The sequence below is a fragment of the Lysinibacillus sp. VIII_CA genome (genome assembly GCF_049943995.1).
In the GTDB taxonomy this organism is placed as follows: Bacteria; Bacillota; Bacilli; order Bacillales_A; family Planococcaceae; genus Lysinibacillus; species Lysinibacillus pinottii.
Map to the genome: position 1 here is coordinate 43,613 of NZ_JBNFXM010000006.1, position 21,440 is coordinate 65,052.

Here is a 21,440-nt window from a genome sequence, read left to right on the forward strand (position 1 = left end):
CCAAAGTGATGGATAAAACGAGAAAGTGACGGATAGCGAGGCAGAAGTGACGGATAAAGCCCTAATGTGACAAAGAGGAAAAATCAAGAAGCTCGAATATTTCCAAATACATAGCATTTTCCCAAATGTTTATATAAAATTAAAGGGTAAGCCTTTAAATTTTTACATAAATGGGGGAAGATTTATCATGACAAAGAAAAATAAAAAGTTTTTTACGGCGGCAACTACGGCAGTGGCCTTGACGGCTGTAGCAGTTGTACCTGCATCGGCAGCTAGTCCATTTTCAGATGTGAGCGAAGATTATGCACATTTTAAAAGTATATCTACATTACATGCAGCAGATATAATTAATGGATTTCCTGATGGAACCTTTAAGCCAACATTGGACGTAACACGCGGACAAGCAGTGAAGATGATTGCAGGGGCTTTCGATCTTACAACAACGGATGTTGAAAATCCGAATTTCAAGGATGTCGATTCAACTAGTCCATACTATAAGGCGATTGTTACATTGGTTAATTTAGGTATTGTAAATGGCTATGAGGATGATACTTTCAGACCTGATGAGACGATTACGCGTGGACAGATGGCGGTTATGGTGGCACAGGCAACAGGCTTAACAGCAGAAGGAAAAAGTCCATTTACGGATGTACCTCAAACTAGTCCATTTGCAGATGCTGTAACGGCATTGCATGAAGCAGGAATTGCGAAGGGCGTGACGGCAACAGAATTCGGGGTGGATAAAAATGTAACGCGTGGTCAGTTAGCAACATTTATTGTTAACGCCTTAGGCTTAGAACAGCCTTCAACTGGGGAAGATAAGGAGCCGGTAACGGAAGAAAAGCCTGAAGTAAACGATCAAGCATTGCTAGAAGAAGTGTTTACTAAGGCTTTAGCTAAGCAAAAAGAGGTAAAAAGCATGAAGGCTTCTATGACGATTTCACAGTCTGTAGAAGCAAACGATGGTAAGGAAACCATGAAAATGGATTCTAAAGGCAATATGAAGATGGAGATTGTTACAGAGCCGATGCAATTCTTTGCAGATGGTACCATGTCACTAACAGATCCAACTAGTGGTGAAGCGATTAATTTACCCATTAAAATGTATATGACAGCTAAAGATGGTATGTATATGTATGAGGCAGACCAGAAGGCTTGGGTAAAATTCCCGAAACAATTATTTGACGACGTTCTAAGTCAAACAGGCATGCAGCCAGATGCAGCGGAGCAATTAGAGATGCTTCAATCCTTTGCTGAGGATTTCACTTTAAAGGAAACAGCGAATCGTTATGAATTAACCTTGAAAGGTGCTGGTGATAAATTTACAGAGTTGGTGAAGCAGCAAATTGGTGCCATGGATTTAGGTATGGATGCTGATTTAGATAGCCAATTAGGCAATATGTCTTTTGATAGCCTCACATACAAATTGGTGATTAATAAAAAAACATTTGATGTAGAAGAAATTGCTATGGATATGACATTAGGTATGAAAGTAGAAGGCAATTCCATTAAAACAAAACAGCAAATGACAATCAAATATCATGATTTCAATGCTGTGACGACTATTACCATTCCAAAAGATGTGTTAGACAATGCGAAGGAAATCGATTTAAGCACAACTGAAACAGTACCACCAGTAAGCAAATAAACGTGAATCAAAAAGTAGGCTACGCCAAATATATGGTGTAGCCTACTTTTTTATCAATTAACGAAAGCCCATTAAGTCTTTTACTCTTGCTGTATTTGAGGTAGATGTCAGTGTTTCCAGTAAACAAAAGGCTACATCAAAGCCTGTTCCTGGATTGGAAGAAGTAATAATATGGTCTGTTTGTACAATTCGCTCGTTGACAACTGTCGCCCCAAAGCTTGCTAGCTGCGCTAATCGTTTACTAGTTGGATGATTGTAGGTTGTCGCCTGACGATTGTGGAGAATACCGCTATGTCCTAATATTAAGGAAGCCACACATATCGTTGCTATTGGTTTTTGCTGATCGTCAAAATGTCGAACAACCCTTTGAAATTCCTCGCTAAAGGCATCCTCATAAAATCCCGCTTCCTCAAAGCCACCTGGAATAGCCAAGGCATCAAAGTCGGCTAAATCAATTTCATGCAGCAATTTTTCAGGAGTGACCTTAAAATTCCATGTGCATTGAAGCTGTGTATGTAATCCTACCGTGACAACCTCTGTTGTTCCATCACCCTCCCATTTATTCCAACCTAGTACATCTGTAAAAACACTTGCTTCCACAGCCTCGAAGCCATTTGCTAAAAGTAACATTATTTTTTTCATTTGTTCTGCCTCCTTTATGCTTTTATTGTAATTAAAGAAGCTAATCGTTAACAGAAGCTATATAATGTAATTTAGATAAATCTCCTTATTAAAACAGGAATTATATAAATAAAAGTTAATTAAGAAAGGTGATTAATGGTGGATCAAATTGATATTCACATTTTACAGCAGTTACAGCAGAATGCTAAAATTTCGATGAAAGAATTAGCCGCTACTGTTCATTTATCTTCTCCCGCTGTAATAGAACGCGTCAAAAAGCTCGAGGAACAAGGTGTGATTGAAGGGTATCACACTAAAGTAAACATCAAAAAAATGGACCGTACGATTCAAGCGATTATTTTATTTAAATCCATCGATTGTAAAAGTCTATCTGCTTTTTGTAATAGCCACCCGGATGTACTCGAATGTTATCGCGTAGCAGGGGAGATTAGCTATATTGTCAAACTAGCAACCTATTCTGTAGAAACATTAGAGCAATTTATTGATGCGACCATGCCCTATGGTACACCCTCTACTAATATCGTGTTATCTGCAAACGAAAAAATGGTGATTACACCTTTTACGGATCTTAACGATAATATGTAGGCTCAGGCGACTTCTGCAAAGCTTCCCTTTAGTAATGTCTTAAAAATGGTGATGGAGTGGAAGTGCCATATTACGAGACGAATGGCAAATCAGTATGAATGTGCACATCGACCAACATGTTCAATAACTAAGTCTGTTTCAAATGGCAGGCTTTTTTTTGTTTGTATCCAACCTTTTAATCTTTTCTGGTTTCAGTTACAATAGTTGTAATATTTTTCTAATTAAAGAGGTGGTCAGTTGATATTCGCTCTATTGGATAATGGGACTGCTTTTTTCCTAAGCCTGCCACTCCTACTCATTTATTTAAAAAGTAGGTCCGGGGATGAGTCCACTTGGCGCTGGTCGATGTCATTATGGATTGTTAATTACTTAGGCATTCGATATTTTGTCTCGTTTGGAGATGTGTTTTGGGTAGTCCTATGTTGGCAGTTACTATTTTTGTGGCCTATAAGTATTGCTATGTATATCCATTTATTCAACAAAGAAAAGAATTGGGCATTTTACATAGGTTTGAAGAAGAAGCATGTACTTCTTGTAGCGTCCTTCATGGTTCTATTCGGTGGTACTCTAGTTTATTCACTATTTCAGGCAAATGAGCAGGTAATTGCTTTTCACCGGCAGGTAATGGAAGAAATTGAGTCTAATCCGGATCGTCAAGAATATTTAATGTATCATACAATTGCACCTTCTACACTTCTTGGTGTAACCGATGATATAGCTGAGGTTCGTAGAGGGCAAATATATGCTTCCACCTTACCCTGGCGTAGCAGGGTAATTGTGCACACGGATGATTGGCAAAAGGAATTTACATATGTCCGTTTTAATAATGGTTGGAAGTTAGAGGGGCTCTACCGGGAGAACATAACCATAAGGAACAAAGGGGAGTTTGACAAATGATACAGGATATATTGATGGCAGGTGATTTAAAAGATAAGCTAAGCACAATAAAACAGGGTCAAACAACATGGGAACAAGTGAATCAAGAACAGCTATTACAGTCCATGCTAGCCCATATCGGCTCGACCGATAGTGAGCTAAGAGATACCTATATTTATAGTGGCTTCTATGAATGGATACTCGAAAAAAATTTGTTAGATATCGTTATAGGACAGACCTCTGGCATTACTGCTTGAACCATTTATTATGGAAAGATATTGAGGAAGTGGCATCAGATGGGGTCTTTACTCGTTCCTTTACAACTTTATTGGTTGCATTTATTTTAGCAAGAGATTTAGAGGATGATTTTTTAACGCAGGACAGGGTAGACGAAGGTCAAACAAAATTACTGGCTTATGTAAAAGAAGAAATGGATGGAAGGGCTTTGTACCTGGCAAGGGAAGGGCGCATAGTGTAGCACATGTATCAGGTGTGATCGATGAACTTGTGAAAAATCCTAAAATAAAGAAAACTGCCTATGTTGATATGTTACATGCATTAGGGTCCATTTATTTACAGCCTCAATATATCTTTATTCATGATGAGGATGAAAGGCTGTTAGTACCCATTTTTGCGATGTTGGAGCGAGGCTTAGCACAAAATGAGGTAGTCTGATCATTCCAGTAAATTCCATCAATCCTATCCACATTAAAAGATTAAGTGGACGAAGAGTATTTTTATCATGTAAGGTTTAATAGTAAAACATTGCTAAAGAGCTTTTTTATTCAAACGAATCAACAAGCTCAGTATGCAACCTTGCATCAAAGCATTATCACTTGTCTAAATGAGATTAATTAAGATTGTCCACCGTTGACAGACAATTGGTAAATCTGATAAGATGAGTGACAATAAAAGCATACAAATTCGTTGATGAGAAAAAGTAATGTTTCATTTTGTTCTACAGAGAGCCGACATTTGGTGGAAGTCGGTGTGCAGGTGTTACATGAAAATCCTCTCTGAGAAGGTTGGCTGAAAACAGTAAGCTAACCCGGGTGTCTACCGTTAAAAAGAACACGTATGATAGTACGTTGCTGAGTGCTATTGACTGGCGTCAATAGAATTAGGGTGGTATTCGCGGTTAACCCCGTCCCTTTCTTGGGACGGGGTTTTTTGTATGCCTTTTATACAAAATAGAATTGTATAGGAGGAATTAAATGCAAACAGAACAAAAGAAAGAAACGACGCTTGAACGAGAAACACGGATACGGACATTGTGGGAGCAAGAGGGAACATTTTTAGCCTCTGTCACAAATCGAGCTGGACAGCAGCCCTTTGTATTTTATGAGGGACCACCGACAGCAAATGGTTTACCACATGTTGGGCATGCCTTTGGAAGAACGATTAAAGATGTAGTGGCCCGCTATAAAACAATGCAAGGTTTTTTTGTTGAACGAAAAGCAGGCTGGGATACACATGGTTTACCTGTAGAACTAGGAGTAGAAAAAGCCTTAGGTATCTCAGGGAAGCAGGAGATTGAGAAGTATGGAGTGGAGCGCTTTATTCAAGCGTGTAAAAATAGTGTTTTTACCTATGAACAGAAATGGCGTTCCTTTACAGAACAGCTTGGCTATTGGCTTGATATGGATGATCCCTATCTCACATTAAGCAATGATTATATAGAATCGGTGTGGCAAATTTTAAGTCATGTTCATAAGGAACAGCTTTTATATAAAGGGCATCGTGTTTCACCATATTGCCCGAGTTGTCAAACATCCTTAAGCTCACATGAGGTAGCTCAGGGCTATAAGGATGTGAAAGATTTATCTGTCACAGCTATGTTTAAGCTTGCTGATTGTGATGAATATTTCTTAGGCTGGACCACAACACCATGGACATTACCCGCCAATGTAGCGTTGGCGATGAACCCATCTTTACAATATGTACGGGTAAAGCAAGGGGATCAGGTATTTATTTTAGCCAAATCTTTGGTTTCTAAGGTTTTCACTGAAGCTGTGGAAATTTTAAGTGAGCATACTGGGCAGGAATTTGCTGGTGTGTCTTATCAGCCACCATTTTCATATGTAACGGTTCATCAAGGTCATGTTGTCGTGATGGCTGATTATGTCACGGAGAATAGCGGTACAGGGATTGTGCATATTGCTCCAGCATATGGGGAGGACGATTATAAAACGGTTCAACAGCATGGCTTGTCCTTTGTCAATGTAGTGGATCTGAAAGGCTGTTACACAGAAGAAGTGCCAGAGCTTGTCGGACGATTTGTAAAAGATTGTGATGTGGACATTATAAAAATGCTTGCGAAAAAGGAGCTCTTATTTAGTAAAGAAAAATATGAGCATAGCTACCCGCATTGCTGGCGCTGTGATTCTCCATTATTGTACTATGCAACGGATAGCTGGTTTATCAAAATGACCGCTTTAAAAGAGCAATTATTACAAAACAATCAGCAAGTGACTTGGTATCCTAGTCATATTAAGGATGGGCGATTTGGCAACTTCCTCGAAAATATAGTGGATTGGAATATAAGCCGCAACCGCTATTGGGGTACGCCGTTGAATGTCTGGATTTGTCAGAATTGCGGTCATGAGGAGGCTCCTCATAGTATCACAGCGTTAGAAAAATTAGCCAAGGGAGCTGTCGATCAGCAAATAGAGCTTCATAAACCGTTTATTGATGAAATTGTTTGTACTTGTCCTACATGTCAAGGAGATATGACGCGGACACCAGAGGTAATGGATGTATGGTTTGACAGCGGCTCAATGCCATTTGCACAGCAACATTATCCATTTGAAGATGTCAAGGCTTTTCACAATCAGTTTCCAGCAGATGTTGTGATTGAGGGAATCGACCAAACACGTGGTTTTTTCTATAGCTTATTAGCGGTTTCGACGTTATTTACTGGAAAGCCTGCTTATAAACAGGTGTTATCGTTAGGGCATGTGTTGGATGAACATGGACAAAAGATGTCAAAAAGTAAAGGCAATGCATTAGAGCCTGTAGAGTTAATGGACCAATATGGGGCAGATGCATTACGTTGGGCATTTTTAGTTGATAGCTCTCCTTGGAATCCAAAGCGTTTTTCCAAAAAGATTGTGGTGGATGCCAAATCAAAGCTAGTGGATACATTGGATAATACATTTAAATTTTATCAGCTCTATGCCAACATTGATGGATTTACGTATGATGCTACAAATACTGGTACACGAACACCTTTAGATCAGTGGATATTGTCACGATTGCATCACACAATTCAGCTTGTGACGGCAGCTATGGATGAATTTCAATTTACGTATGCTACAAGAGAAATCGCACAATTAATGGAAGAACTAAGCAATTGGTACATTCGTCGATCACGTGCAAGATTTTGGGCACATGGGCTGACAGCGGATAAACGAGGTGCATTTAGTACCCTTTATGAGGTTTTAACGAACATTTGCCGATTACTTGCACCATTTACGCCCTTTATCACCGAAGATATTTACCGACAATTAACAGGCAAGAGTGTGCATGTAGAAGACTACCCAATCTACGAAGAAAAGCTTGTGAATCCTCAGCTGGAACAAGAAATGTCTACGGTTTTAACGGTTGTAGAGCTGGGTAGGAGTATACGTAATAGTCAAGGAATGAAGGTCAAACAGCCTTTAAGTGAGCTTATTGTTGAGGTGTCTGGAGAGCTGACTGGCTATCAAGCTTATAGCCAGTTAATACAAGAGGAATTAAACATTAAGGCTTGCATATGGACGCATGATTTTTCAGCTTATGAAAGTGTCCAATATAGGCTTAATTTTAAAACAGCTGGTACTGCTTTTGGTTCACAGGTCAATCAAGTAAAATCGTATATGCTGACGTTAACGGATGAAGAGAAAGAACAGCTACAGCAAAATGGGGAAGTGCCCATCATAGTGGAAGAGCAACAGCTAACATTATTATCAAGTCATGTCATAGCTGAAGCGATTGTGAAAGACGACTATATTTTAGCTGAAGATAGCAAATGCCGTGTATTGATGAATGTTCAATTAACCGAGAGTTTGCTACAAGAGGGACAAATACGAGAATTAATTCGGTTCATCCAAGATTCTCGTAAAAAGTGGCAGCTGCCTGTTGAACAATATATATCCATCGCCTTTTGCGGTAGTGAAGAGCTACTTTCCGTCATTCAACAGCATGAAGTGTTATTACAAGCCAATGTACTAGTCAAATCCATACATTATGGCGAAGAATGGACAGAAGTGAGATCGGCAGAAACAGAGCTATTTGATGAAAAGCTCACTGTTTGTATCTCCTTATAAAAGAAATGCTCAGGATTCATCCTGAGCATTTTCTCTGTAGGTTACAGTAAGCCAATTGCTAGATAACAAGCTGTCGCCCAAATGAAAATCGCTGAGCATCTATTAAAAATTCTCATCACCTTTCCGGAGCTATCAAGCTTTTGGAAAGAGGATCCAGTTACAGTAAGGCCAAAAAACCATAGCCAAGAAATAAGGACACATGCTGTAGTGAAGATGAATTGCTCTGTACCACTATATTTTAAGGCACTTGTACCAATCACCCCAATAGTATCTAAAATGGCATGTGGATTTAGAAGTGATACAGAAAGTGCAAAGAGAATTTGTTTTTTTACGGGAAGTGCATCATTCTTATTGCCAGTTACTGGACTTGAACGCCAAATCGTATAGCCCATATAAAGTAAGAACAATATACCAACCGACATTAAAGTAATGCGTAACCATTCAAATTGTAAGACGATTATTGACAGACCAAATACCGCCAGTAATATGAGCAATGTATCGCAAATGGCAGCTGTCAAACTAGCTGGCAGCGCTCGCCATATAGTTGGTTGTGTAGCACCTTGAGAGAAAACAAAAACATTTTGTACGCCTAATGGCAAAATGAGACCAAATGCTAAAATGATGCCGTGAAGAAATGCTTCCAATGATTAATCCCTCCTTTCCTTCATCATTTTAGCTATGGTATAACTAAAAGAAAACGACCAATTGGATGGTTTTTTATCCACCCAATTTTAAATGGAGGCGATAACCATGGGCTGGCAACCAAGTAGAAAAAGTGGCCATACATTACAGCAACAAATTGTTCAGTGGGTTACTGCCCAAGTCGAACGAGGAGATTGGGCAGCAGGGACTAAACTGCCTACTCAAAGACAACTGGCTATGCAATTCGGTGTAAATCGCAGTACAGTTCAACAGGCTTTAGATGAATTAAAAGCGATCGGTATTCTTGAAGCAAAGGTAGGATCAGGAGTTTATGTCACTCGCAATTCCTGGCATGCATTACTTCAACAAACACAGCCAAATTGGCAAAAATATATCGAAACGAGCCTGCATAAACCAAATTACCATACAATCCAATTAATTAACGAATATGAGCAGCGTGATGATGTGATTCGATTAGGGACAGGAGAACTAGCACCAAGTCTGTTACCAACAGAGGAAATTGAAGCTTCACTAAGGGAGCTATCCTTGCAGCCCAAAACATTAGGCTACTCATCACCACAGGGCAATGATCAACTCCGGGCAGCTATCTGCGATTATGTACAAAAACGAGGCATCGAAGCGGAGCCTCAGAACGTTTGTATTGTCTCTGGTGCATTACAAGCTTTACAGCTAATTGCCGTTGGTTTACTAGAGCAAGGGTCCATCGTTTTTCAGGAATCAACCTCCTATTTGAATTCTGTTCATCCATTTCAATCGGTTGGTATGCAAATGATTGGGATACAGCGAGATGAACAGCTTGCTCAAACACTATCTCAAAGGAAACGAAAAAAACAAGCCGTGTTTTATGCCATTCCTACATTGCATAATCCAACTAACCATGTATGGGCATCTTTGGAAAAAAAACAGCTATATGAGGTCTGCCAAGCAGCACGCATTCCTATAATTGAAGATGATGTTTATCATGAATTGCTTTTTGATGACCCGTCACCACCCATTAAGGCAATGGATAGTAGTGGACAAGTTCTATATATTGGGAGTGTCTCCAAAACCTTAAGTCCTGGGTTACGCATTGGCTGGCTAATCGGTCCAACGACTGTTATCGAACGATTGGCAGATATTAAAATGCAAACGGACTACGGCTCAAGTGCCATTTCACAAGAACTTGTGCTACATTGGCTACAATCAGGGAAATATGAAAAACATCTTATACGTTTACGACAGCAATTACAGGATCGTGCTGATTTTACAGAACAAATATTACAGGAAAAGTTTAGAGAGTTAGCTGATTGGAATAAGCCAAAGGGAGGCTTTTACATTTGGCTCAAGTTCCATTATCATGTTGTCGATAAGGACTTCTTTGTCAAGCTATTACAGCATCGTGTCTTAATTAACCCAGGCTATATTTATGATCCTCAAGATCAGCATCATATTCGTTTATCCTACGCCTATGCAACCTATGAGGAAATGCAGGAGGGTTTACAAATTTTATATGATTATGTAGTGGAGGCTACGGATATTGGTAACGGTAGCAAAGTGAGTAAGAAGTAAGAAGGGGACACTCTGAAATTGTTGAACAGAAACGATTGATTGCATAATTACCTGTGAATGTAAAGGGCATAATCCGAGCTGTATACCCATACATTTTAGAGAATCATAGCATTTCAGTTCGATTTCTAACATAAAGAGGTGAATGATTGGAAAATTTGTCGTCAGGTTATTTTCAGGTGCCCCAACCCATACGTAGTGATGGGGCAGGAGGCATAGATAAAGGACCACGCGATATAATGAGAGATTTAGAAAATCCCGATATGCTGGTGCCCCCAACAACAGATGCAGGTTTGATTCCGAACCTACGATTTTCATTTTCAGACACACATATGACCTTAAATCAAGGGGGCTGGTCTCGCGAAATTACGGTACGTGAATTACCAATAGCGACCACATTGGCTGGTGTTAATATGAGTTTGACACCGGGCGGCGTACGTGAGCTACACTGGCATCAACAGGCAGAGTGGTCCTACATGTTATTGGGGCATGCACGTATTACGGCGGTCGATCAAAATGGCTGTAATTTTATTGCGGATGTAGGCCCTGGCGATTTGTGGTATTTTCCACCAGGAATACCGCATTCCATACAAGGCTTAGCGGACGGCTGTGAATTTTTATTAGTATTTGATGATGGGAATTTCTCTGATCTCAATACGCTTTCCATTTCTGATTGGTTTGCTCATACGCCAAAGGAAGTGCTATCAGCGAATTTTGGTGTTCCAATTCGTGCCTTTGATGATATTCCGAGTGAACAGGTGTATATTTACCAAGGCAATGTACCAGGATCGATTGACTCGCAAAAAATTCAATCTCCCTATGGTAAGGTGCCACAAACTTTTAAACACCGTTTGTTGGCTCAGCCACCATTGAAAACACCGGGTGGCAGTGTACGCATTGTTGATTCGACCAATTTCCCAATCTCTAAAAATATTGCGGCAGCATTAGTGGAAATTGAGCCAGGTGCAATGCGGGAGCTGCATTGGCATCCGAATAATGATGAATGGCAATATTATTTACAAGGAAAAGGGCGTATGACGGTATTCACTGGGGATGGAACTGCTCGAACATTCGATTATCGCGCAGGAGATGTCGGCTATGTGCCGTTTGCGACCGGTCACTATATTGAAAATACAGGTACGGAGCCATTATGGTTTTTGGAAATGTTTAAAAGTGACCGATTCCAAGATGTATCGTTAAATCAATGGATGGCACTAACACCAACTGAGCTGATACAAAGCAATCTACAGGTTGGTCCGGAGCTAATACAAGCATTAAGAAAGGAAAAGTGGCCAGTGGTGAAATATCCTGGATTTTCCTATTATCCGAAATGAAAAACGCAGGTGAAGTAATTCTCACCTGCGTTTCATATTAATATTGATATTTGCGTCGTGTCATGAGCACTATAGCGATGGCTGGAACGGTACAAATTAACATGGCTGCAAAGGATAAACCAGGCGATAGCTCGTATAAATAGCCTCCCAAAAATGTCAGGATGGCTGTACTTAACCCCATCGCTAATGCTGAATATATACCCTGTGCGTTTGGAATTTGCTCCTTCGGTAGGGTTTGTGTGAGATAACGAATAAAAGCAAAATGTGCCAGAGCAAAGGAGAATGCATGCAATGTTTGAGAGGCAATAAATACCCAAACATTTGGGAACATAAATATGAGTAACCAACGTAGAGAAGACCCGCTAGCTGCTAACAGTAATAATGAAGAAGAACGCCATTTCGTAAATAAAGTATCAGCCTTCATAAAGTATAGGATTTCGCAAATAACGGCGATATTAATAATCATGCCCATATAAAATGGATCTACTTGTAAATCTTCTAAATAAATATAACCATAGCTATAATAGGAGGCATGTGCACCTTGCAATAAAATAACAATGAATAAAACAATTGGGAAACCTTTAATAGTCCATAGTGTTTTCATGGACAATGATTTCGCACGTTGCTCCTTTGTTGGCACAATAAGCAATTCCTTTGGTGTAGCGAATAGCTGCATAAGCAGCATGCCGATTAAGCCAAGGATCATGCTCCAAAAGATAATATTTTTACCGAATACCCCTGTTAGCATACTTATAATTAATACGGCAATCACAAAGCCAAAGGAACCATAGGAGCGGCTTTTACCATAATGAATGTTGCCAGATTGGACAAGCGTTGCAGCACTACTTTCAACAGCTGGTAACAGTGCTGGGTAAAAAATACTAAACAAAATTGTGACCACTAATAATGCACTAAAGCCCGAACTTGGTATGTACAGCAGTGCTGTCAGAAGTGCACCGACTGCTAAAATGGTAATGAGACGTTTATTGTTAACATATTTAGCGAGCGTGGGGAAGAAGAATAGATTAGACGTGGCTCTAGCGAGTAACCCACAGCCCATTACAACGCTTGCTTGTGATACTGTCAAATGTTTAGCATCCACAAGCCAGCCTGTCCAGTAGGGTAAGAATATGCCCCAAGTAATAAAAAATGTAAAGAAATTTTGAGAAAGCCATCGTTGATTATTCATAAATTTACCGTACCTCCATTTAACTATGTTGAATAATAGCACGTTCATCGCTACAATAATGTGAGATATCTCATATTTTTCAGAGGAGAGAGTAAAAAATGCATATTCTAACAGCTGAAACACGCACCCATTATCTCGAAAAATACCCTATTCATGATTTCTTCTCCTTTGACATTAATCCCTATTTAGAAGTTTGTGAATTTGACAAAGGAGAATGGATTTTCCAGGAAGGCTCTTTTCCAGAGACATTGTATTACATGATTGAGGGTAAGGCGAAGCTCTATATGACGCATAAAAATGGCAAGGTTTCACTCATCGAATATTTAGAGGCACCACGTTTTATGGGGGAGATTGAATTGCTGAATGAGGCAAGATATACAAAGGGCATTCAAACGGTATCTAAGACAATTTGTTACTCCATTACCCAATCATGTAAGGAAAAGTTACTTGCTGACGCTTTATTTTTACGACGACTTTGTGTGTTTTTAGGGGAAAAGGCCACAAAAATAACCTCCAAATATACACAAAATCAGGCATATCCTTTTGAAAGTCGTTTAGCAGCCTTTATTCAATTATCGGCTGATCAAGGTGTTTATAAGGAAAAGCATACAGAGATCTGTGAGTATTTAGGGGTTTCCTATCGCCATTTATTATATGTATTGGCACAGTTTTGTGAGGAGAAAATTTTAGAAAAACGCAAGACAGGCTACCATATTATTGATGAAAAACGTCTCGCACAATTGGCTCAGGAGATTCAGTTGTTGGGGAATTAAAAATAGGTGGAGTATATAAACCGTCGTTCAGACTTCAAATAAAGAAGTCATGGATAGATTTGTTATATTCACTTTTTTTAATGAGCCAGCGAGCAATTTCCTTGCCGCTATAATAAAAGTCTACTTCATTAACCCTGTTTTTTTGGATGGATTTGTCTAAGGTGCTTTCCATAACGTCAAAAGGTAGAACACCGATACTTACATGCTTGTTTGGTAATAAACTTTCAAGCGGCTTCCTTACAGTTTGTATCGTTTCACTGCTTTGGTTTACAGAAAATGTAAGTAGTTCTCCTTGTGCCGTTGTTGTGCTTAATGAGTAACCAGTACTTTTCATTCAACATGCCCCCTTTTGTCGTTACATTTATTGTACAAGACTGGTTCGAAAAATAGCCGTCATTTACAAGTCTTTTACGAAAACTTAAAGGTCCATGGAATATTTAGTAATTTGTAACCGTATTCATACCATCATTGGATGAAAATCATAGAAAACTGATATATATTCTTTCAAAAAAACTCATACTCAAACTATTGTGAATTTTTCTAACACGAAGTATTATTGTAGTTAGATTTAACGTGAAGGTTTTCACAAAGTCACGTAATCGTGAGGAGGAATTTTAATGAGTGCAATTCGAGTAGGTATTGTAGGTTATGGAAATTTAGGTCGTGGTGTGGAATATGCTATATCACAAAATCCAGATATGGAACTAGTAGCAGTATTCACACGTCGAGACCCTTCAACAGTAAACGTAGCAAGCAATGCTAGCGTATATGTAGTAGAGGACGCTGAAAAATTCCAAAATGACATTGATGTTATGATTCTATGTGGGGGCTCAGCAACAGATTTACCAGAGCAAGGTCCACATTTTGCTCAATGGTTTAATACAATTGATAGCTTTGATACACATGCGAAAATTCCTGAATTTTTCGATGCGGTTGATGGAGCAGCTCAAAAATCTGGTAAAGTATCTGTCATCTCAGTTGGTTGGGATCCAGGTTTATTCTCATTAAATCGTCTATTAGGAGAATCTGTATTACCAGTTGGTACAACGTATACGTTCTGGGGAGATGGTCTAAGTCAAGGTCACTCTGATGCAGTTCGTCGTATTGAGGGCGTTAAAAATGCTGTACAATACACTTTACCAATTAAAGAAGCAGTAGATCGTGTACGTAACGGTGAAAATCCAGAGCTAACAACACGGGAGAAACATGCTCGTGAATGCTGGGTTGTGCTGGAAGATGGCGCAGATGCAGCAAAAGTTGAACAAGAAATTGTGACAATGCCTAACTACTTCGATGAATATAATACAACTGTCAACTTCATCTCTGAAGAAGAGTTTAAAGCAAACCACACAGGTATGCCACATGGTGGTTTTGTTATTCGAAGTGGTGATAGTGGTGCAAACGATAAACAAATTCTTGAATTCTCATTAAAACTCGAAAGTAATCCAAACTTCACATCAAGTGTTTTAGTTGCTTATGCACGCGCAGCACACCGTCTGAACCAAGCTGGTGATAAAGGGGCGAAAACAGTATTTGATATCCCATTCAGTCTGCTTTCACCAAAATCAGCGGCTGAATTACGTAAAGAATTATTATAATTACAGAACTAAAACCCGATTATCATTGATTTGATAATCGGGTTTTTTATTTATCTCCATCAAAACTATTAAAATATGGTAAACTGTCAATCATTTAATAACCTGAATTTTTGTAACCTTACACTAACGGAGGTTATCGTTTACATGACAGATATTATCATTGAATCTAAATGTATAGCTCCAAATCCATCCAATTATTGTATTAATCGAGCAACTCTTATGAGAACATTAATAAAATGTCATCAGCATACATGCACACTTATTCATAGTGGAGCAGGATATGGCAAGCAACCATCCTCACTCAATTTCTATACCCGAATCTCGACGTTTTTCTTGGTATAGTATTTCCGATGAAGATGATACAGTTTTACCCTTTTTAAGGCATCTTTTTCTCAGTATACAGCAAATTGTACCTAATTTTGGTCAGACATTTGATACATGGGACCAATTATCTCGCTTTCCAAAATGGAGGAGCTCAATCGCTGGTACAAGCTGTTTATCAATTGCTTATGTAACATAGATAAGCCACTCCTAATTGCTCCGTTGTTGGCTATGAGGATGCCTTTCCAATCATAGGAAAATTCCCAAAAGCAACCTTCGCAATATTAGATATGGCTGGTCATAATTTGCAAATTGAACAACCTAAATTGTTTACCAATCTAATAAGTGAATGGTTGGATTGTGTGAAGGGTGGAAAAGGGAGGCGTCACATACAATGATAAAAATAATGAAATAGGACTAGTAGGTGACACAGTAATTTTACGAGAATTCAATGAACATGACTGGGCAGATGTTCATCAATATGCCTCACAAGAAATTGTCTGTCAGTATCAAGTAAAGACGGGGGTTACTGTATTTTAAAGACTATATCTTTAAAAATTCTCCATTAGTAGAAGTTAAAAAAGCCAAGATAGCTGCTTATCGCTTATTAGTGGAACTACCAAACACATCTACTACCTCTTTAGCGAAAACCCGAAAGATATAATCGATTTCCTGTTCTTTTGTGGCAATTCCATAAGCGATCCCACCTTGCTTTGACCCTTGAAGATACCACATATCATTATGGTCTTGGTCTACAGATGAAAAATCACCGTTTTTCCAACGATTCAATACATCCAAATATTGTTCACTATGTTCGTAATCATCCATATTTTCCTCTACCATTTGCAGCAATGTGTCAATTCTTTCAGGCGTAATCATAATAGATGATTCTTTCTCATCAGCCATTATTTTTTGATGCGACATTTGTTGAAGTACTTCTTCTACTAAATTGTCAACAAATGGTTCATCTCCACTTTTCCATTCATCCATCCTTTTGGAGAATACTGGGTTTTCCCAACCGAAGTTCGTATCTACTGTCGATACAAATTCTTCCTGGACCTCCTTTTTGGAACGGTTATCTAATTCGCTGTTAGTACTTTTATTAGAGGTTGCTTGTTTATAATTCTTGTCCATTACTAAATAGGTTCCCCCTATGCTTAACAATGCCGTTACAACAACGATTCCTACTACATGTATCCATCTCATTTATTTTTTCCTCCTTTTACAATTACTACCAACATATCATGTGAATGGTCTTGTGTAAATAAATCGTCAATTAAAGCGTAGTAAAGTCAAGGACGCTTATTTGTCCACATCTCTTCCCATCAGACCAACATATCAGTAAAATAGAGTAGGTTAGGGGGATTGTCTTGTGAAAGATCAACGCTTTAAAATTGCGCATCGAGAGGCACTTATTGGAATTGGACTAGTCCTTGTGAACTTTGCGATTTGGTTTGGCTTTGCATATGGACTAGGTGCAGGGGATCCCGCAAATTATTCGTATGTTTTGGGTTTTCCTGCTTGGTTTTTCTATAGCTGTATCGCAGGGACAGGCTTTATGATCCTGCTCGTCTGGATCGTTATGAAGCTCTTCTTTAAAGAGGTTCCATTTGATGATGGGGAGGAGGAGCGCTAATGCACTGGCAAGTTGTATTTCCATTGCTATTATTTTTAATTATTATTTTTGGAATTGGACTCTGGGCCAATAAACATGTCCGCTCCTCTAACTCGTTTCTACAGGAGTATTTCCTTGGTGGTCGAGAAATGGGTGGATTTATTCTAGCGATGACCATGATAGCTACCTATGGTAGTGCGAGCAGCTTTATCGGAGGGCCAGGAGTAGCTTATACGAAAGGACTTGGCTGGGTGCTACTTGCCATGGCACAGCTACCTGCGGGCTATTTTGTCCTGATGATTTTAGGGAAGAAATTTGCTATTATTGCTCGTCGTTACCAAGCTATTACGCTCATTGACTTTTTACGTGAGCGCTATAAAAGCCATGTCATTGTCATTCTGTCTGCTATTAGTATCATTGTCTTTTTATTTTCAGCGATGATGGCACAGTGGGTAGGGGGAGCCCGTTTAATCGAGTCTTTAACAGGCTTACATTACACGGCAGCATTGTTTATATTTGCGATATCAGTATTAGTGTATGTTATCATTGGTGGCTTCCGAGCAGTTGCTTTAACAGATACTGTTCAAGGTACGATAATGGTCATTGGAACTGTTATTTTATTAATCGGAACTATTATTGCAGGTGGAGGCATCGATAAAATTATGTCCTCGCTGGTCGCAGAAAATCCCCATTTCGTATCTCCATTTGGAGCAGAAGGGGATTTAACGCCTCTGTATGTTTCAACGTTTTGGCTATTAATTGGTGTAGGTGTGGTGGGACTTCCCCAAATTGCCGTGCGTGCGATGAGTTATAAAGATTCTAAAAGTATGCACTTAGCGATTATTATTGGTACGATTGCTATTGGGACCATTATGTTTGGGATGCATCTAATTGGTGTGTTAGCACGACCTGTCCTACCTGGCATCGACATTGGTGATAAAGTCATGCCACTCTTAACATTGAAGGTGCTGCCGCCATTTTTAGCAGGGATTGTCTTAGCAGCGCCAATGGCCGCTACCATGTCCACTGTCAATGCATTACTTATGCTAGTAAGCTCTACGGTTGTCAAAGACATCTATCTAAATTACATGAAGCCACAGGCAAGTGATGCCGAAATTAAACGCGCAAGCTTTATTGTAACGACTGTGATTGGCTTAGCAGTGATCGTCTTTGCACTCCATCCACCTGATTTATTAGTGTGGTTAAATTTATTTGCATTTGGTGGGCTTGAGGCAGTCTTTATTTGGACGGTAGTTCTCGGATTATACTGGAGGAAAGCAAACAAATATGGCGCCATTGCGTCCATGATTTCAGGTATGGCTTTATATATTTTCATCGACCGGTTCTATCCGACGGCCTTCGGTATGCATACCGTTACGATTCCAATTGTAGCTTCCCTTATTATTTTTGTAATCGTAAGTCTTGCTACTAGTCATAAATTTAAGGACGAGCACTTCCTCATATAATGTAAAACAACGCCGCAAATTTTGGACTGTGGCGTTGTTTTTTATTAATGAATCATATAATCGTAGGCATTTTTTGCAAGGAGTGTCATTGTCACAATAATAAAAAGCGTCCGGACAAAGCCGCTTCCTTTTTGAATGGCCATTCGAGAGCCAAGCATAGCCCCTCCAATTTGAGCAACCCCCATGACTAAACCATATACATAATGGATTTGACCTAGGTAAGCAAACATACAAACACCTGCCACATTACTTGCTAGATTTAAAAATTTCGCATTTCCTGCCGCCTTTAAAAAATCAAAGCCAACAAGCAAGAAGCTAAAGATTAAAAATGAGCCCGTTCCTGGACCAAGAAACCCATCATAAAATCCAATAGCAAATAATAGCATCATAAATAAAAATAAGTGGGTTTTCGACAGATTTTTTACCGTTGAGACAGCGCCCCAATCTTTTTTAAAGATTGTATAAATCCCAACAGCTGCCAGCATGATAAGCATTAATGGTTTTAGTAGAGCTGGGTTAATTAAATGAACAGTCCATGCACCACATAAAGATCCAATGAAGGCGAGAGGGAAATATTTCAGCACAGATCGAATTTCAAGCTGACCAGAACGGTAAAAGGAAATGGACGAAGTAAGTGAGCCCATTGCGCCTGCTAACTTATTGGTTGCCACAGCGGCGGCTGGATTTAGGCCAACAAACAATAGAGCTGGTAAGGAAATTAAACCGCCACCTCCAACGACTGAATCGATAAATGCCGCCAGAAATCCAAACGAAATTAAAAGTATTAGAATATGTACATCCACATCAAAAACCATGTCTTACACCTCATTTTAATTAGTTACTACTGAAATAGTAACTAATTTATTTGAAGCTGTAAAGCCTAACTTTTTCATTGGCAAATGTTCACAACAGTAGCCTATAATAAAAATATGGAGGGATGATATGGATGAATTAATCGCCCAATTAAAAGAACTGGGATTGACAGAATATGAGGCAAAGGCCTATACAGCACTCGTACAAAATAGTCATGTCAGTGCCTATCAAGTTAGCAAAAACTCTGGGATTCCAAGAGCTAGAATCTATGACATATTAAATGGTCTTGTTGAAAAGGGATTCGTACTGAAAGAGGAAACGGCGGATCAAACGACGTATTCTTCTATTCCTGTCGAGATGTTTTTGCAGCAAATTCAACAGCGCTGGCAATCGAATTTTACATCGATTAGTGATCAGTTAGAAAAACTAGAAATGAAAGAACAGGAAGCGGAATCTAAAGTATTAATGCTAAAAGGGAAGCAGACGATCGTTAATTATTGTCAAACCTTATTAAAAAAAGCAGAGACAAAAGTCATCCTATCGATGTGGGAAGATATGTACGATACCTTACGTGAGGATATTGAAGAGGTATCTCAGCATGTGGAGGTGCATGGCATCACTTTATATGTCGAGGAACATCTAGCATCTATAGACATGCACAGAGCCACACACTATACGAGAAAGACTTCTACACCTCATTGGTTTATTTTATCGGTTGATGGTCAAGAAATGATTTATGGTCACTCGCCATCCAACCAAGAAACCGCATTTATAACGAATGACCCTGTGCATATTTATTTACTAGAGGATTATATTTGGCATGATGTTCTTATCAATAGACTAGTAAAACGCGATGATAATGAATTGGAGGACTGGATTGCTAAAGAACGTAAAGCATTTTTCTTAGAGTAGTTATAAGGGAAGGGGAGCATCTTGAAAAAATGGATGTTGCCAGTATTACTTTATTTATTAATGATGGGTGGATGTGATTCTGCACCGCTGCCGGTTTTTCCTAAGATTCAAGAGCTAACAATCGTTCCTGACCATATCCAACAACATATTATAGCTACAGACAGAATTCAGTTATTGTATGAAGATGACGTGACGTACTATCTTGTCATGTTTTCAAAAGGAAATGTGCTAGCAAGTGTAGCAGCTAATGAAAATAGGTTAGTCATTCATTTCAAGGAAGGAAGCGAGCAAAAGAAAGAAGCTCTACCCTATGTCTATGCCATCAACAAAAGCGCGGAGCTGACTATTATCGAACTGTATATTAATGGCAAAAGCATGCCGATAGATCGTATTACCATGCTGTAATAAAAAACCGAAATCCCTAAAAAGAGATTTCGGTTTTTATTGATATTAATAAAATACTTTATCTACATTGTATTTGGAGCGGAACGTATTAATCGCATACGTTTCATAAATTTCACGTTCCATAGGATCTTCTACTTCATAGACTTCAATTTTGAAGACCTCGTCACGATAGTTTTTCATCGGAGATACATTGTCTTCAAAATGTTTTTTTATGCGTTGGCGAATTTTACGTGCTTTGCCGACAAATAATAACTCATTCTTTTCATTATAAAATAAGAAAATGCCGCCTTTATCACGTGTGATTTTGTGGAAGTCGATGAAACCAAAGTATGGTGTAATTGGGACATCACCTGGTTTTACATCTTGTTCGCGTTGGCGAATAACTACATCTGGTTTTGGAAATTCAATATTAATCAAAGTATTCACGTTCCTCTCTATTACTAAAGATATATGGTAACATAATAGCGGCATGTTTACCATAAAATTTCATGTAGAATAACCATATACAGCAAGCTTAGTGTTTATCAAATTAATGTAGAACATGCATAGGAATAACAAAATATTCTATGAATTATTGATATTCTAACTAGTCCATGTTACAATTCAAAATAATTAAATAATCTTATCAAGAGAAGCAGAGGGATTTGGCCCGATGACGCTTCAGCAACCTCTAACAAATGTTAGAAAGGTGCTAATTCCAGCAAAGGTTTTTCCTTTGAGAGATAAGAGTGAACGTGAAAAAAATCCT

22 protein-coding genes, 2 pseudogenes, 1 riboswitch and 1 other annotated feature are annotated in these 21,440 nt (G+C 38.9%); of the genes and pseudogenes, 17 read left to right on the forward strand and 7 right to left on the reverse strand.

The features are described 5' to 3' along the window. Positions 1 to 187: 187 nt before the first annotated feature. Positions 188 to 1,648: an S-layer homology domain-containing protein gene (locus ACP3VS_RS10435; protein WP_036163764.1), complete on the forward strand. Its 1,461-nt coding sequence runs from the start codon at positions 188 to 190 to the stop codon at positions 1,646 to 1,648. Between the two features lie 57 nt (positions 1,649 to 1,705). Here the strand turns inward: ACP3VS_RS10435 and ACP3VS_RS10440 are convergent, their stop codons facing one another. After that, on the reverse strand, positions 1,706 to 2,290 hold the full coding sequence (locus tag ACP3VS_RS10440; protein ID WP_036161802.1) for a DJ-1/PfpI family protein: 585 nt from the start codon (positions 2,288 to 2,290) through the stop codon (positions 1,706 to 1,708). Between the two features lie 138 nt (positions 2,291 to 2,428). Between ACP3VS_RS10440 and ACP3VS_RS10445 the strand changes: the two genes are divergently transcribed. From ACP3VS_RS10445 to ileS, 5 genes and pseudogenes are all read left to right on the forward strand, one after another. Continuing rightward, positions 2,429 to 2,875: an Lrp/AsnC family transcriptional regulator gene (locus ACP3VS_RS10445; RefSeq protein WP_031416066.1), complete on the forward strand. Its 447-nt coding sequence runs from the start codon at positions 2,429 to 2,431 to the stop codon at positions 2,873 to 2,875. Positions 2,876 to 3,112: 237 nt separating this feature from the next. Further along, a complete protein-coding gene (locus tag ACP3VS_RS10450) occupies positions 3,113 to 3,772 on the forward strand; it encodes a hypothetical protein (protein ID WP_426388635.1) in 660 nt (219 codons plus the stop codon). Continuing rightward, a complete protein-coding gene (locus tag ACP3VS_RS10455) occupies positions 3,769 to 4,008 on the forward strand; it encodes a hypothetical protein (protein ID WP_230586011.1) in 240 nt (79 codons plus the stop codon). The genes ACP3VS_RS10450 and ACP3VS_RS10455 overlap by 4 nt, the downstream gene beginning before the upstream one ends. Continuing rightward, positions 3,945 to 4,426: pseudogene (locus ACP3VS_RS10460) on the forward strand (DUF2785 domain-containing protein). The gene ACP3VS_RS10455 and the pseudogene ACP3VS_RS10460 overlap by 64 nt, the downstream one beginning before the upstream one ends. Before the next feature lie 243 nt (positions 4,427 to 4,669). Beyond that, positions 4,670 to 4,906, forward strand: a binding site (T-box leader). Positions 4,907 to 4,965: 59 nt separating this feature from the next. After that, positions 4,966 to 8,058, forward strand: coding sequence for an isoleucine--tRNA ligase (gene ileS, locus ACP3VS_RS10465; RefSeq protein WP_426388637.1), 3,093 nt, complete (start codon positions 4,966 to 4,968; stop codon positions 8,056 to 8,058). Positions 8,059 to 8,099: 41 nt separating this feature from the next. Here ileS and ACP3VS_RS10470 read toward each other — a convergent pair whose 3' ends face one another. Further along, entirely contained in the window at positions 8,100 to 8,702 is a 603-nt protein-coding gene (locus ACP3VS_RS10470) for a LysE/ArgO family amino acid transporter (protein WP_426388639.1), read from the reverse strand. Positions 8,703 to 8,808: 106 nt separating this feature from the next. Between ACP3VS_RS10470 and ACP3VS_RS10475 the strand changes: the two genes are divergently transcribed. Then, positions 8,809 to 10,269 carry a PLP-dependent aminotransferase family protein gene (locus tag ACP3VS_RS10475; protein ID WP_426388641.1) on the forward strand — a complete coding sequence of 487 codons (1,461 nt, stop codon included), beginning with the start codon at positions 8,809 to 8,811 and terminating at the stop codon, positions 10,267 to 10,269. Between the two features lie 146 nt (positions 10,270 to 10,415). Beyond that, positions 10,416 to 11,600, forward strand: coding sequence for an oxalate decarboxylase family bicupin (locus ACP3VS_RS10480; RefSeq protein ID WP_036161794.1), 1,185 nt, complete (start codon positions 10,416 to 10,418; stop codon positions 11,598 to 11,600). A 37-nt stretch (positions 11,601 to 11,637) separates the two neighbouring features. Here ACP3VS_RS10480 and ACP3VS_RS10485 read toward each other — a convergent pair whose 3' ends face one another. After that, entirely contained in the window at positions 11,638 to 12,789 is a 1,152-nt protein-coding gene (locus ACP3VS_RS10485) for an MFS transporter (protein ID WP_036161791.1), read from the reverse strand. 98 nt (positions 12,790 to 12,887) lie between these two features. On the opposite strand from ACP3VS_RS10485, the gene yeiL reads away from it, so the two are divergent. Continuing rightward, complete coding sequence (yeiL, locus tag ACP3VS_RS10490; protein ID WP_426388644.1) at positions 12,888 to 13,562, forward strand: transcriptional regulator YeiL; 675 nt, start codon at positions 12,888 to 12,890, stop codon at positions 13,560 to 13,562. Between the two features lie 34 nt (positions 13,563 to 13,596). Here yeiL and ACP3VS_RS10495 read toward each other — a convergent pair whose 3' ends face one another. Continuing rightward, a complete protein-coding gene (locus tag ACP3VS_RS10495; RefSeq protein ID WP_036163751.1) occupies positions 13,597 to 13,896 on the reverse strand; it encodes a hypothetical protein in 300 nt (99 codons plus the stop codon). A gap of 283 nt (positions 13,897 to 14,179) precedes the next feature. Between ACP3VS_RS10495 and ACP3VS_RS10500 the strand changes: the two genes are divergently transcribed. The 4 genes and pseudogenes from ACP3VS_RS10500 (at position 14,180) to ACP3VS_RS10515 (ending at position 16,021) form a co-directional block, all read left to right on the forward strand. After that, on the forward strand, positions 14,180 to 15,160 hold the full coding sequence (locus ACP3VS_RS10500; RefSeq protein WP_012294638.1) for a diaminopimelate dehydrogenase: 981 nt from the start codon (positions 14,180 to 14,182) through the stop codon (positions 15,158 to 15,160). A gap of 280 nt (positions 15,161 to 15,440) precedes the next feature. After that, positions 15,441 to 15,680: a hypothetical protein gene (locus ACP3VS_RS10505; RefSeq protein ID WP_426388646.1), complete on the forward strand. Its 240-nt coding sequence runs from the start codon at positions 15,441 to 15,443 to the stop codon at positions 15,678 to 15,680. Positions 15,681 to 15,705: 25 nt separating this feature from the next. Continuing rightward, positions 15,706 to 15,879: pseudogene (locus ACP3VS_RS10510) on the forward strand (alpha/beta fold hydrolase); the annotation flags it as partial. Then, complete coding sequence (locus ACP3VS_RS10515; RefSeq protein WP_155273058.1) at positions 15,851 to 16,021, forward strand: hypothetical protein; 171 nt, start codon at positions 15,851 to 15,853, stop codon at positions 16,019 to 16,021. The pseudogene ACP3VS_RS10510 and the gene ACP3VS_RS10515, both read left to right, overlap by 29 nt. A 57-nt stretch (positions 16,022 to 16,078) precedes the next feature. Here ACP3VS_RS10515 and ACP3VS_RS10520 read toward each other — a convergent pair whose 3' ends face one another. After that, on the reverse strand, positions 16,079 to 16,687 hold the full coding sequence (locus ACP3VS_RS10520; protein WP_051889519.1) for a DUF6241 domain-containing protein: 609 nt from the start codon (positions 16,685 to 16,687) through the stop codon (positions 16,079 to 16,081). Between the two features lie 166 nt (positions 16,688 to 16,853). Between ACP3VS_RS10520 and ACP3VS_RS10525 the strand changes: the two genes are divergently transcribed. Then, the gene (locus ACP3VS_RS10525) at positions 16,854 to 17,117 is read left to right on the forward strand and encodes a YhdT family protein (RefSeq protein ID WP_012294636.1); all 264 of its coding nucleotides are present in this window, start codon (positions 16,854 to 16,856) and stop codon (positions 17,115 to 17,117) included. Then, positions 17,117 to 18,562 (forward strand): sodium/pantothenate symporter, encoded by a 1,446-nt coding sequence (gene panF / locus ACP3VS_RS10530; protein ID WP_036161783.1) that lies wholly within the window; start codon positions 17,117 to 17,119, stop codon positions 18,560 to 18,562. Before ACP3VS_RS10525 ends, panF begins: the two co-directional genes overlap by 1 nt. A gap of 44 nt (positions 18,563 to 18,606) precedes the next feature. On the opposite strand, the gene ACP3VS_RS10535 is transcribed toward panF, so the two are convergent. Further along, a complete protein-coding gene (locus tag ACP3VS_RS10535; RefSeq protein ID WP_008178734.1) occupies positions 18,607 to 19,377 on the reverse strand; it encodes a TSUP family transporter in 771 nt (256 codons plus the stop codon). Positions 19,378 to 19,504: 127 nt separating this feature from the next. On the opposite strand from ACP3VS_RS10535, the gene ACP3VS_RS10540 reads away from it, so the two are divergent. Both ACP3VS_RS10540 and ACP3VS_RS10545 read left to right on the forward strand, forming a co-directional pair. Further along, positions 19,505 to 20,287: a TrmB family transcriptional regulator gene (locus tag ACP3VS_RS10540; RefSeq protein ID WP_012294634.1), complete on the forward strand. Its 783-nt coding sequence runs from the start codon at positions 19,505 to 19,507 to the stop codon at positions 20,285 to 20,287. Positions 20,288 to 20,308: 21 nt separating this feature from the next. Further along, on the forward strand, positions 20,309 to 20,692 hold the full coding sequence (locus ACP3VS_RS10545) for a hypothetical protein (protein WP_230584417.1): 384 nt from the start codon (positions 20,309 to 20,311) through the stop codon (positions 20,690 to 20,692). A 45-nt stretch (positions 20,693 to 20,737) separates the two neighbouring features. Here the strand turns inward: ACP3VS_RS10545 and ACP3VS_RS10550 are convergent, their stop codons facing one another. Continuing rightward, positions 20,738 to 21,109, reverse strand: a complete 372-nt coding sequence (locus tag ACP3VS_RS10550) for a nucleotide excision repair endonuclease (RefSeq protein ID WP_025116318.1) — start codon at positions 21,107 to 21,109, stop codon at positions 20,738 to 20,740. A 202-nt stretch (positions 21,110 to 21,311) separates the two neighbouring features. Next, positions 21,312 to 21,421: riboswitch (SAM riboswitch) on the forward strand. The last annotated feature ends 19 nt before the right edge of the window (positions 21,422 to 21,440 follow it).